We start from the raw sequence: 13,388 nt of genomic DNA on the forward strand, positions 1-13,388 counted from the left end.
GAGTCACATCCTTCGTTTGTATCTCCATTTCTGTAAAGGGTGTAAATGATCCGGACGGGATTTCATGTTTATTAAAGGCCCTCTAATAAAGAGATCGATCCAGTCCTTCCAGTAAAATGGAGCGATTGGTGAAAAATAGGGTTGTTTTAAGGAAGTAAGACCATTTAGATGTGCCAAAATGGCAACAGCTCCCATGGCAATGCCAAAAACACCAAAAAAGGATGAAAGGAGAAGAAAACAAAATTGAATGAGTGTATTTGCCTTCGTCATCAAATAGTTTGGTACTAAAAATGAGGAGATAGTTGAAATACAAACTAATACAATTAATACTTTACTCGCAAACCCCGCTTGAACCGCTGCTTGACCGATAACTATACCACCAATCACCCCTAAGGTTTGACTTGATTTGGTCGGCATCCGTAAACTAGCTTCTTTTATGATTTCAAGAATAGTTAACATTAATATTGCTTCCCAAAATGGTGTAAAAGGTAGTTTACTTCTAGATTCCACTATAACAAATAGTATTTGTAAGGGAATCATTTGATAATGGTGGGTTGTTAGTGCAACATATAATGGTATCAGTGTGACGGACAGAAAAAAGCTTAAATATCGAATAATTCTTAAAAAACTTGCAACCGGCCAACGATTAATATAATCCTCAGGTGATTGGAAAAGGTGAAAAAAGGTGATTGGTGCAATTAATACAAACGGTGTGTTCTCTACCAAGATAGTTAATTTACCGAGCCCTAAGGAATAAGCACAAACATCTGGGCGGTCAGTTTGTTGGAATTGTGGAAAAATACTGTGATGATGTTCCTCCATAAATGCCGCTACCTGGGATGAATCGAAAAATAAATCAAAGTTAATTTCAGAGATTTTCTTTCTTGCTATTGATATATATTCAGGATTGGTTAACCCGTCTATGTACATTAGGACAATCGTTGTTTCACTTAATGAACCTACTTTATATTTCTCTGTTTTTAATTCAGTAATAGGAAGTCTTCTGCGTATGAGGGTGATATTTGGTTCTAATTGTTCAGTGAAACTATCTTTTGCACCGTATAAAATTGTTTCTGTTTCAGAGGTTTCAATCCCCCTACTTAATTCGTTAGGAAGAGGAATGACCAACCATTGTTCTTGGATACAATCATTCAGAAGTACAGCACCGGTGAGGAGTAATTTCTGTGCCTCTTCAAGTAAGTGGATCTTCATTACTTTAGGTGTGGCTATGCTTTCGTAAATCATGGCATGTGGACATTGGATAACAGGTTCTATTATCGATTCATTCAAACGATCCTGGTCAATTAAGGTTCTTAAATAGATTAAGACAACTTTTTGATCATTAAGTGTAGTGCGTTCGATTATCTCTACATCGTCCATATTGTCTAAAACCTGTTTTAGAGAGTCTAGTGATATCTTCCTTTGCACAGGTTGTTGTGTGTCACTACTATCATTAGCAATTCTTTTACCCTTTTTCCAAAACATAAAAATCCCTCACTGATATAAGCTGCCATTTGTTCACTTTAGAAAAAGTGTAATGGTAATTCTTCCTATTAGTATGAAAAAGAAAAGATTATTTTATCCTAATAAAATAAGGTAGGGGAAACTATATAAATTTTACAGTATAGTTTTTTTCACTATGTAATGAAAAAGTGCGTACTTGTTCAAATTTTTCATTTCGCTAATAATAGGATTAAATTATTATTACAAATAGAAAGAAGGGGATAGTATGCAAATGAGAGTATCAGCCGTTCAGTATTCTCTTCATACCATTAGCTCTTTTAAAGAGTTTGCAGACCAGGTGGAGCATTATATAAAAACAGCAGAAGAATTCGGATCCGATTTTATAATTTTCCCTGAATTTTTCACTACTCAACTTATGTCCATTGGCAACGATAAAGGGGAAGCATCAACCATCCAAGAATTACCTGATTATACCGATCAGTACCGGTCGTTATTTATCGAACTTGCCAAACACTATAAGATGCACATTATAGGTGGGACACATGTGATTCGTAAGGGTGATCGCCTTTATAACGTTGCTCATATGTTTTACCCGGATGGAAGAGTGGTGGAACAAGCGAAACTTCATATAACTCCAACAGAGGTACATGAGTGGAATATGAGTCCCGGAGACGGTCTGGAAGTTTTCGAGACTGAAAAAGGGAAAATCGCTATGTTAACGTGCTATGACATTGAATTTCCGGAAATCGTTCGTATGGCAAAGGCGAAAGGAGCAGATGTCATTTTCTGTCCATCATGTACAGACGATCGCCACGGCTTTCACCGTGTTCGTTACACAAGTCATGCAAGAGCCATAGAAAATCAAGTCTATGTTGTCACAACTGGTACGGTCGGTGCGCTGCCAACCGTTGATTTCATGCGTGCCAATTTTGGCCAGGCAGTTGTCATCACACCAAATGACATTCCATTCCCGCCAAAAGGGATTTTGGTAGAAGGTGAGATTAATCAGGATATGATCGTTACAGCTGACTTGAATTTAGAGCTATTATATCAAGTCCGTGAAAAAGGATCGGTGACCACATGGCGTGACCGACGCAAAGATCTTTACCCAGATTGGGAAACAAAATAAGCTGATTTATACAATGAAATGGGGGAATACTCATGTATCGAAAAGAATTTTTCGTTTTCGACCAAGACAAACCTGTTCCAGTTGTCATCCGAAATTATGAAAAGAAGGACTTTCCTGACTTAATTCGTATTCAACAGGAAAGCTTTCCTCCTCCATTTCCATCTGAATTATGGTGGAATGAAGAGCAACTAAATAATCATGTGACTCTTTTTCCACAGGGAGCTTTATTTATCGAAGTGGATGGTGAAATAGCTGGGTCTATGACTGGACTTCTTGTCGAATTTGATCCTCAACATCCAGAACATTCCTGGGAAGAAATAACGGATAATGGCTATATCCGGAACCACAACCCAAAAGGGAATACCTTATACGTTGTCGATATTGGTGTCCGTCCAGCTTTTCGAAAGTTAGGTTTAGGCAAGTGGTTGATGTTTTCTATGTATGATGTTGTTGTTCATTTGGGGTTGGAAAGACTGCTTGGTGGGGGTAGGATGCCAGGTTATCACAAACATGCGAATGAAAAGTCACCTGAACAATATATAGATGCTGTGGTAAAAGGTGAGCTGAAGGATCCAGTTATCACTTTTCTCCTCCGTTGCGGCCGTACACCAGTAAAAGTAGTAGCAAATTATTTAGAGGATGAAGAATCGTATAATTATGGCACGCTAATGGAATGGAAAAATCCGTTTTCCCATTTAAAATAAAGAAAAAGAGATGATCCAATGGAATATAGTAGAATTACCAATATCAGCGATCCGTTATTTAAACAAATGCATCAATTAATGCAAGATGTGTTCCCCCCAGAAGGAGTACTAGAATTTGATCTTTGGAAAGAACCGTTAGAAGATCCAGGTATCCGTGTTTTTGTTGCTGTTCATAAAGAAAAAGTAGTGGGCGCAACTGAGTACCGTTATTATGAAGATTTTAATGTAGCAATGACGGATTTTACAATTATTGGCCAAGCAGGCTTAGGCATCGGTCCATTTTTAGCGAATAATAGACTAGAAGATCTGAATGAAATGAGGTCTTTGTGTATTGACACCACTCGAAATTTCTTGATAAACGTCATATGTTAACTTATGTTGCTTTACAAGTTTGGTAAGTGCATTTCGATGACTTGTTAAAAATTTCCTCGATATCCAGTTGTTCTTAATTCCTTGATAAACGTAAATAAATTGCAGCCAACGCCATTTCTATCCCTCAAATATGTCATATTAAAATCATATCACATAACCAATAAAAATAGTAAGTTAATATCTATTAAAGGAATGAAAGGATGAGGTCCATCTAAAGGACTCTTTTTTTATGGATATATAAATTTTAGTTATGATTATATAATAATCATTGAATTTACTTAAATTGGATTTATGCTAGAATTAATCCAACATTAATAAAATTCTGAACTATTAAATGGAAACGCTTCCTTTTAGTAGGTGATGAAAAAATGAAATAATGGAGTGAGTGGAATGGAGCTGTATGCTAGCAGAAATCGGAAAATGATGATTATGGGTCTTTTATTTTTTGGAATGGTTTTAAGTTTTTTTGACCGAGTAGCCATTAATGTGGCGGTTATTCCTATGGGGAAAGAGTTTCATCTTACAACGTCCCAGACGGGTTTGCTTATTAGTATATTTTTTATTAGTTACTCGCTCATGCAGCCGCTAGGCGGATGGATGACAGATAAATTTGGTGCAAGGGTCATGATTACTTTTTCACTCTTTAGTTGGTCTTTGTTTACGTTATTGACTGGATTTGCTTGGTCATTTGTTTCATTATTATTCATTCGTTTTATTTTTGGCTTAGGGGAAGGTCCTTTTTATCCGTCTAGTATGTCTACCATTCGGGATTATTTCCCGCAAAAGGAACGCGGTAGGGCCAATTCCTTTTTCCTTTCTGCTCAAAACATAGGTGGAATATTAGGAACCGCTCTTGCTGCAGCCATGGTGGCAGCAATCGGATGGAGAGGGATGTTTTCTTTTGCCGGTATTTTAGGCATGATTGTAGCCTTCGGATTTTGGTTTATCCTGAAGCCGCAACGCACCCAGGAGAAGAAGGTAAGCAGCAAGAAACAAAACAAAGTTCCCTTGAAGCTTTTATTAAAAATAGAAAACATTTGGAAGATTATCTCGTTTAAATTTCTATCGAATATTATTAACTACGGTCTGATCACCTGGATGCCTATTTATTTAGTAAAAGAAAAAGGAGTGGATTTTGTCGCTGCAGGAAGTTTACTGGCCATTCCTTATATTATCGGCTTTTTTATGTTTAATGTTAGCGGATGGGTTCTCGATAAGTTTATGGCCGGTAAGGAGAAGTATCTTGCCGCTGCAGGTGCTCTTGCTTCTGCCATTTTCCTTTATTTCATGGCAAATGCCACGTCTATTGCAATGATTATTACGTTTCTAACCCTCAATTCCATAGCATTATCTTTCTTCGGAACTGTTCTTTATACGATTATTATCAAATATTCGCCAAAGGAACTTACGGGTTCTGCTTCTGGGCTCGTAACATCTGCTGGCCAAATTGCCGGTGCGGTTTCTCCATCAGCAATCGGCTTAATTATTAGCTTATTTAAGGGCTCCTATAATGCAGCCTTCTGGTTTTTAGTTATAGCAGCGTTAGTAGGGACGGTTATTGCCCTTTCCATAAAAAATAATTCAGCCCAACCATCAAAAGAATTTGAAAATAAAACAGCAGCCGTTTAAAAAAACAGTTTTCTCTATGATTTGAACAGACCTACTATTCGATGTATGATTCAATTAAGAGAGATAGGGGGAGAATCATCCATGAATATTGAACAATTGGAATATATCATAAAGGTTGCCGAAATGCGTTCCATTTCCACCGCCTCAGAAAGCCTCCATATTTCCCAAGCCGGAATTAGTATGGCCATAACGAGCTTGGAGAAGGAATTGGGTATTAAAATCTTCAAACGTTCACGATTAGGTACGATTCCCACAGATGAGGGAAAGGAAATCATCCAAAAAGCATATGAGGTATTGAGTAAGCTCGAAGAAATAAAAGACAAGGCTCAAATGCATACAGGGACGATGGAGAAAGAGCTGCGCCTTTCATCTACCCAAGGCCTATTTCTTACGGTCTTGCCCAAATCATTAGCCTTATTCAAGAAAAAGTACCCGGAAGTTAATATCGTTATCGAAGAAAAAGGCGGACAAGAAGTTGTTAATGATGTCTTGAATAATAAGATTGACATCGGACTTTTAAATATCCCACAGAAAAATCCGAGAGAAGATGAGTTAGATTTTCAAACCTTGATGGAGGCAAAGATAATCGTATCAGTCAGCGGGAATTCTCCTTTAGCCGGCAGGAAAAGCATTACACCGCAGGAGTTACTGGATCAGAATCTAGTTTTTTATAATGGTCCAAAAATGAAAGAGTATATCAAGGAATTTTTTGACCAATATGGAGAAATGAAGGTTTTATTTTTAACCAATAATACAGAGATTATTAAGAAAACGGTTGCGGAAGGATTGGCGATTTCATTATCATTTGAAATCGGTATTAACAGTGATCCATATTACCAAACTGGTGATCTTGTCCCAATACCCTTGGTTAATCTAAATAACAATACCATGAAACTCGGGTTTGTTCGCTCTAAAAAACAGAACTTTTCAAAGGCAGCCAAAGAGTTCATCAAATGTCTGGAGTTCTATACTACTACTTTAAAATATTAGTTTCCTATCAACGATAGGGGACTAATTTTTTTGGGGGATTACATCATTAAAACTTAAGTATATATAATAATTGTTTATTTTACTTAAAAATAATTTATATATATAATTTGTTTAAGATTTAAAATATTTAAACAATATTAAAAAAACTGAAAGAAGGGAAACCGATGTTAACAACGCTGGGAGAGGACTTAAAGGTGCTCCGTGCTAAATTGCAGGATTTCATCCAAACTGAATTGTTTCCATATGAACAGGAGCATCAGTTGAATGCAGAAGAAGATATTCCAAGAGAAGCGATTAAATGGGTAAGACAGCGATCCAGAGAATTAGGATTCTATGGAATTAACCTCCCGATTGAATATGGAGGACAAGATATCAGCTTAAAAGGACTTTGCTTACTAAAAGAGGAATTGGCCCGTTCTGGAGCTGTTTTATGGGGCCAGGTGCTTGGGGAAATTGGCGGGCCGTTAAGAATCGGCCAAATGCTGGAAAGCTTTACAAAGGAGCAAAACGAAAAATATGTCATCCCGGTCGCTGCCGGAGACGCAAGCTGTTGTTTCGCACTGACGGAACCAAATGCTGGTTCGGATGCCTTTGCCATTGAAACCACGGCCGTTCGGGATGGTGAGGACTATATTTTAACTGGGAAAAAGCACTTTATCAGTGCAGCCCCTTATGCTGATTTTGCTATAGTCATAGCGAAAGAATTAGTAGACGGAGAGAAACCACGAGTCACAGCTTTTCTAGTAGATAAAAAAACACCTCACCATTCCGGCTTTGAACTGGGGAACATTCAAGTTCCAATATCGGGAGAACGTATTCATGCTGAATTAATTTTTAAACAATGCCGTGTACCTGCCACCAACATTATTGGAGCACCGGGGAAAGGCTTGCTCCTTGGTTTAAAAAGAATAAACACGAATCGCGCCTCCCATGCTGCCGGTTTTGTCGGGATGGCTCAGCACCTTCTTGATTTATCGGTGGAACAGGCTAAAAAGAGGGTCCAATTCGGAAGGCCTATTGCGGATTTTCAAGCCATTCAGCATATGTTAGCGGAAATGGCTACAGATATCTACGCAGCAAGATGTATGGTTTACGATGTGGTTGAAAAAATTGATCGGGGAGAGGAAGAACGGGCAGGTGCCTCGATGGCCAAGCTCTTTGCATCAGAGGTAGTTAACCGTGTCGCTGATAAGGCTATTCAAATATTCGGCTCTCAGGGACTGGTTAAAGGGCATCCGGTCGAAAAAATGTACAGAAGCTCACGTATGTACCGAATTCTTACAGGGACCTCGGAAATTCAAAAAAATACGATTGCAAAAGAATTATTAAGGGATTAATCATAGTTTGAAAGTTTTGGAGGAGGAACTAGAAATTATGCAAAAGATGACATTTCAGTCATTGCTTCTTAAAGGAATAAAACGATTTGGCGAGCTGCCCGCCATCACCTTACTGCCATCAGAGGAGACGTTAACATATAAGGAGTTGTTGGCCAAAACAGAGCTCCTAACTTCATATTTGCTCGAATTAGGGTGCGGGAGGGGCACCCATATTGCCACTCTTATTCCTAATAGCCTAGAGGCGGTCCTATTTGGTTTAGCAGTCCAGCAAAGTGGAGGAACGTTAGTCCCGTTAGGAGAGAAGCTGGGTACCAGTGAAGTTGGTTATATTTTGAGGGAGGCAAAACCAAAAGTGGTCATTATGGCTTCCCAGACACATACGGCAGCCATTCTTGAATACTTGGAAGAATCTAATAGTCCGGATATTCATATTATTGGTCTGCCGGAATTTGGTGTCGAGTACCCTGACCAGTTTGAACTATTCCAGTGGCCGAAGGAAAAAAAGGAACTAGCTTTGCCTGCCGCCATGCCTGAAGATATCGCTGTCCTATCTTACACAGGTGGGACGACGGGCACACCTAAAGGTGTCATGCATACACAGGAAGGATTAGCAGCCGGCCTTCTGTCTGCTGCCATTGAAGATCCGCTTGACGACAGAGACAGGGTATTATTAAGTACGCCAATCGTGCATTCTGCCGGATCTCTGCTTTGGAGAGCTCTAACATCAGGAGTACATGTCTATGTCATGCGTTACTTTGATGCTGAACTGTTTATCGAAAACATTAAGAAATATAAAATTACAACTACATTTATGGTTCCGACCATGCTGTACAGGCTCCTCGATCAGACGAAGAAAATGGACTATGATGTAAGCTCGATGCGCAATATTTATTATGGTGCCTCACCGATTTCACCAAAGCGTTTGAAGGAAGCGTTTGAAGTGTTCGGGCCTATTATGCGCCAGCAGTACGGAATGACAGAATGCAATATCGTCATTTCAAGACTGGCAAAAAGTGCCCATCTTTGGGCCTACCATCACAATCAGGAAGTCTTGAAAAGCTGTGGTAAACCATGCCTACTAACCGAGGTTAGGCTTATAGATGACAATGGGAATGATGTTGGGACAGATGAGCTGGGAGAGATTATCGTAAAATCTCCTGCCATGATGGCGGGATACTATCAAAGACCCGAACTTACCGAAGAAGCCATTCGTGACGGCTGGTTCTATACGGGTGATATTGGCAGGATGGATGAAAATGGTTACCTCTATATTGTTGACCGGAAAAAGGATATGATCATATCTGGCGGAATGAACGTCTATTCTTCAGAAGTTGAAAGGGTGGTCAATCAGCATCACGCTGTAGCGATGAGTGCGTGTATAGGTATTCCCCATCTGGATTGGGGCGAAGCGGTCTGCGTCGTTGTAGCCCTAAGAGAGGGGGTTAGCTGTAAGGAGGAGGAAATCATCGCATTTTGCAAAGAGAGCACGTCGAAGTATATGGTTCCTAAAGTGGTGTATTTCCAGGATAAGTTCCCGCTTACTCCAATTGGAAAGATTGATAAGAAAGAATTAAAACATAAGTATGCCCAAGGGCTGTTAACCATTTAATAGAAAGAAAGCTGGGAATATGATTTCATTCCCAGCTTTCTTTCTTTTTGAATTAGTTTGTAAAATGATCCTTCGTTTGGAATGCTTTTTCTACATACTTAATGAATTTTGCCGACGATGCCGATAAGGGTCTTTTCTTTGAATAAACTAGTCCAAATGCCATGTTTACTGGATGATGATTGCTGATATGCAGCATTTTTATCTTATCTTTTAACGGTAACTCGTGGTTTCTTGGGTACCAATTGGGAGAAAAGGTGATGGCTAGACTTTTTAAGACCGCTTTTCTAATAACATCCGTATTGTTGGATTTAAAAAGGATATTTAATGGACCAATTTGTTGTAAGAAATTATTGACAAACCATTTAACATAGTCCCCGTCGTACATCACAATGGTTTGATTAATTAAATCGTGTGGTCTAACCGTATCATAAATCGCGAGTGGAGAATTTTTGGGCACATAAACTTTCATTTCTCCTTTAATTAACGGTATAAACTCTAAATCCTCCGTTTTATCTTTCAGTCCCTCATGAATGGCGATCATCCCGATGTCAACATTACCTTGATTGACGGAATCTACCACTTCTTGTGTTTCTTGTTCTTTTATTTCGAGATTCACGTTAGGAAAGTCTCCTTTAAAAGCAGACAGCGGATTGAGAAGAAAGGTCATGAATGTTGGAATAGAAGCTAGCTTTAATTCACCCTTTACAACCATTTTTACACTTTGCATTTCAAACTTTAATTCTTGGATTTTCATGATAATTTCATAGGCTTTTTGAATGACTTTTTTACCTTCATCGGTTGGAATGGTCCCTGTGCGAGAACGATGGAACAACGTAACCCCCAGTTCTTCTTCTAGACTAGAAATAGATTGACTGACAGCGGATTGGGTAACATGAAGGTTTTTGGAAGCCGTTGAAATGGTTCCTGCTTTTGCTACTTCGATCACGTATTCTAATTGTTCAATCTGCATGGATTTCTCCCTTTTCTATAAATCTATCTAATGTTTCTATTAAAATGTTTAATTTTATTAATGATAATCTAGATTGTATAATAAATTCAAGCATTTCATAATTTTTTGCAAAATTAAACGAAAAGAGGTGGAGGAGCAAGGGTTTTCTCGAACAGCTTTAATAGATGTCAACTATTTTTCATTCTGATTTGGAAGCGTTTCCTCGAAATGAATTGTGTGTTGAAAGGTAGGATGGTAGACGTGCGTTGGCTTATATTATTCTCAATCTTCGTACTGGCGGTTATTAATTTTGCTGATAAAACGATTACGGGATTAGCAGCGGTTCCGATTATGCATGACTTGAATCTAAACTATGGCCAATGGGGGATAGTCGGCAGCAGCTTTTTTTGGTTATTTTCTATTGCAGGGATAGTTGGTGCTGCATTGTCTGACCGGATTGGCACAGGAAAAATGCTCTTGATTATGGCGCTTGTCTGGACGATTGCCCAATCTATAATTCTCTTTGTGGCAGGGTTACCTTTATTGATATTGACACGAGTAATGCTCGGTGCTGGGGAAGGTCCATTTTTTGCAACAGCTGTTAGTCATTTAAGTAAATGGTTCAAACCCGAATCGAGAGGATTCGCTTTATCCATTTTGAACTTAGGGAATACCATCGGAAAGGCAGTATCTGTTCCAATACTAGTTCTCCTCATAGCCAAACTCGGCTGGCGTGAAGCGTTTTTCAGCCTTGGGGTTGTAAGTTTGGCCTTTTTCATCTTTTGGTTGTGGTTAGGCAGGGTGAAACCCCCATTGACAGTCAATGAGGCAGACACAGTTCCTGCCAAAATAGATTGGGGAAAAACTTTCAAAATTTTACGTTCACCAACCTTTGTTTTTACAACCTTGATTGCCTTCATTGGATATGCAGTGATTACTTTCAGCCTGGTTTTTAGCCCAGCCTATCTAACAGAGGTCAAACATGTTTCTCCACAAACAATGGGATACATGAAAGCTATTAGCGGGAGTGTTGGGGCGATATTATCAGTATTTGCTTCCGTTTTTTCTGACAGAATCTATAAGAAGACCCAGAATGTTTGGATTTCTCGTGTTTTGTTATCCTCCATTTGTGTCTCCGCGGCAGGAGTCTTATTTTATATCTACACTATGACAAATTCAGTACCGTTAATGATTGTTGCATTAATTTTTGAGAATGCCTTCATTTTATTGTTGTTTACCATTTGCCCGATTGTTGTTAACAGTCTGCTTCCTGAGAGAAAAGGGCTGATGTCCGGGATTATGATGGGCATTGCCACTACCTCAGGGATCATCGGACCCATCATTTTTGGTAAGGTCATTCAGGGGGCAGGGGCCAACATCGGCTTCAATCTTAATATTCAAGTACTCGCAGTTCTTTTAGTTGTTGGTGCGGCTCTGTTTACGATTTTTGCAAGGCCAGCTCACGGTCAAGCTAATAACATTCAATCTTCAAACAAATTTACATCATCAGTAAGCTAAGGTCTTTTATTCGGAAAAATAGGGGAGGAAAAATGTGATGCAAAAAATGATTATAGATGAGAAAGCGAAAGCTCTTGCTTATTTAAAGGAGCACAAAAAACGTTTTGAAAAAAGGATACAGAAAGTTACCGAAAATATTTATTGTGCTGTAGGGTATGGCCTAGGAAATTCAACTCTTATTGTTACTAAAGATGGAAATATCATTGTCGATACGACTGAAAGCATTGAGGCTGCAGAGGAGATTAAGGCAGAGTTTGATAAAATTTCACCACTTCCAACAGCCGCAATCATTTATACCCATGGACATGCAGACCATGTGAACGGTGCGTCTGTATTCATGAATGAACATACAGAAATTTATTCTAATACAAAAACAGTTGAATTTTTTACAACCCAATTCAACCAACTTAAAAACATTCTAGACATGCGCGGGGGAAGACAATTTGGGGTTTACTTGCCGCCTGAACATACACCATGCAGCGGATTAGGTCCTTCATTAAGGGTGAGTCCAACTAAACAAAAATTAATATTCCCGACACAGGTCTTTGAAAATTCTATGGAATTAATCATTGGAGATGTAACCTTACAGCTTGTTTCAGCTCCTGGTGAAACAGATGATCAAATTTTTATTTGGATTCCAGAGCAGAAAGTATTGCTGGGTGCAGATAATTATTATCCTGCTTTCCCAAATTTGTACACTATAAGAGGGACATCTCCAAGACCTGTATTGCAATGGGTTCATTCCCTAGATAAAATGCGGGATCTTCAAGCAGAATATTTAGTCCTCGGGCATACGGAACCGGTCTTTGGTTCTGAACAAATTGCTGAGCTATTAACGATGTATAGAGATGCTATCCAATTTGTTCATGACAGCACTGTTCGTGGAATGAATAAAGGTAAAACCCCGGACCAGCTTGTTGAAGAGATTACTCTGCCTAACCATTTGCTCGAGTATAGTGAGCTTCGGGAACTTTATGGAAGTGTTTCGCAAGCTGTTCGAGCTATTTATGATGGTTACTTAGGCTGGTTTGATGGGAACGCTGCAAATCTAGAAAAGCTGCCTCCCAAAATTTATGCGCAGAAAATTGCGCAATTAGCAGGAGGAGCAGACGTCTTAGTTCAAGAGGCGAAAAAGGCACTAGAAAAAGAAGAGTATCAATGGGCTGCAGAGCTTTCGGACCTGCTTTTGAAATTATTGTCTGACAATGATGATGTTAAACAAATAAAAATAGAAGCATTAACTGAACTTGGTTTAAGATCTTTTAATTCCAATAATCGCTCCTATTATCTTTCTCAGGCCAATGAGTTAAAAGGCAACTCCAAAGCACCGAAAACCAAACCTTTACAAACTAGGATGTCTTATGCTCATGCAATGCCGCTTGACAGCTTCTTTTCCAATATGACTATTCTACTTAAACCCGAGAAATGCCTCGATAAAGAGTTTTCTGTTAATGTTGGGATAACCGATCAAGCTGCAGACTATAAAATTGAGATTAGAAAAGGGATTGCAGAAATTCGAAAAGGAACAGCACAAGAACCAGTTCTTACTATTAAAGCGGACGAAAAGATTTGGAAGGAAATTATTATAGGGGCAAGAGCTATTGACGAGGTAAAACAAACAGGGAAACTACATATAGAAGGAGATTCTATTCTGTTTAATGAATTTATTGCTCTTTTTCAGTAAACT

Annotated in this window: 10 protein-coding genes and 1 pseudogene; 9 read left to right on the forward strand and 2 right to left on the reverse strand. The window is 38.9% G+C overall.

All coding sequences use genetic code 11. The features are described 5' to 3' along the window. Window positions 1–3: 3 nt before the first annotated feature. The gene (locus tag PH210_RS12265; RefSeq protein WP_289985678.1) at window positions 4–1,485 is read right to left on the reverse strand and encodes a spore germination protein; all 1,482 of its coding nucleotides are present in this window, start codon (window positions 1,483–1,485) and stop codon (window positions 4–6) included. A gap of 244 nt (window positions 1,486–1,729) precedes the next feature. Here PH210_RS12265 and PH210_RS12270 point away from each other — a divergent pair, with 244 nt between their 5' ends. From PH210_RS12270 to PH210_RS12300, 7 genes and pseudogenes are all read left to right on the forward strand, one after another. Further along, window positions 1,730–2,593, forward strand: a complete 864-nt coding sequence (locus PH210_RS12270) for a carbon-nitrogen hydrolase family protein (protein ID WP_289985681.1) — start codon at window positions 1,730–1,732, stop codon at window positions 2,591–2,593. Between the two features lie 32 nt (window positions 2,594–2,625). Further along, complete coding sequence (locus tag PH210_RS12275) at window positions 2,626–3,297, forward strand: GNAT family N-acetyltransferase (protein WP_289985683.1); 672 nt, start codon at window positions 2,626–2,628, stop codon at window positions 3,295–3,297. A gap of 18 nt (window positions 3,298–3,315) precedes the next feature. Next, a pseudogene (locus PH210_RS12280) lies at window positions 3,316–3,615 on the forward strand (GNAT family N-acetyltransferase); the annotation flags it as partial. Window positions 3,616–4,059: 444 nt separating this feature from the next. Continuing rightward, window positions 4,060–5,298 (forward strand): MFS transporter, encoded by a 1,239-nt coding sequence (locus tag PH210_RS12285; RefSeq protein ID WP_289985684.1) that lies wholly within the window; start codon window positions 4,060–4,062, stop codon window positions 5,296–5,298. 81 nt (window positions 5,299–5,379) lie between these two features. After that, window positions 5,380–6,288 (forward strand): LysR family transcriptional regulator, encoded by a 909-nt coding sequence (locus PH210_RS12290; RefSeq protein WP_289985686.1) that lies wholly within the window; start codon window positions 5,380–5,382, stop codon window positions 6,286–6,288. Between the two features lie 164 nt (window positions 6,289–6,452). Then, on the forward strand, window positions 6,453–7,625 hold the full coding sequence (locus tag PH210_RS12295; protein ID WP_289985688.1) for an acyl-CoA dehydrogenase family protein: 1,173 nt from the start codon (window positions 6,453–6,455) through the stop codon (window positions 7,623–7,625). A 37-nt stretch (window positions 7,626–7,662) separates the two neighbouring features. Continuing rightward, complete coding sequence (locus PH210_RS12300; RefSeq protein ID WP_289985690.1) at window positions 7,663–9,234, forward strand: class I adenylate-forming enzyme family protein; 1,572 nt, start codon at window positions 7,663–7,665, stop codon at window positions 9,232–9,234. A 52-nt stretch (window positions 9,235–9,286) separates the two neighbouring features. Here PH210_RS12300 and PH210_RS12305 read toward each other — a convergent pair whose 3' ends face one another. Further along, a complete protein-coding gene (locus PH210_RS12305; RefSeq protein ID WP_289985692.1) occupies window positions 9,287–10,204 on the reverse strand; it encodes a LysR family transcriptional regulator in 918 nt (305 codons plus the stop codon). Window positions 10,205–10,444: 240 nt separating this feature from the next. Here PH210_RS12305 and PH210_RS12310 point away from each other — a divergent pair, with 240 nt between their 5' ends. Beyond that, window positions 10,445–11,701, forward strand: a complete 1,257-nt coding sequence (locus PH210_RS12310; protein WP_289985694.1) for an MFS transporter — start codon at window positions 10,445–10,447, stop codon at window positions 11,699–11,701. 37 nt (window positions 11,702–11,738) lie between these two features. Then, the gene (locus tag PH210_RS12315; protein WP_289985695.1) at window positions 11,739–13,385 is read left to right on the forward strand and encodes an alkyl sulfatase dimerization domain-containing protein; all 1,647 of its coding nucleotides are present in this window, start codon (window positions 11,739–11,741) and stop codon (window positions 13,383–13,385) included. Window positions 13,386–13,388: the final 3 nt, after the last annotated feature.

The organism is Paenibacillus sp. BSR1-1, from assembly GCF_030403775.1.
In the GTDB taxonomy this organism is placed as follows: domain Bacteria; phylum Bacillota; class Bacilli; order Bacillales; family Cytobacillaceae; genus Neobacillus.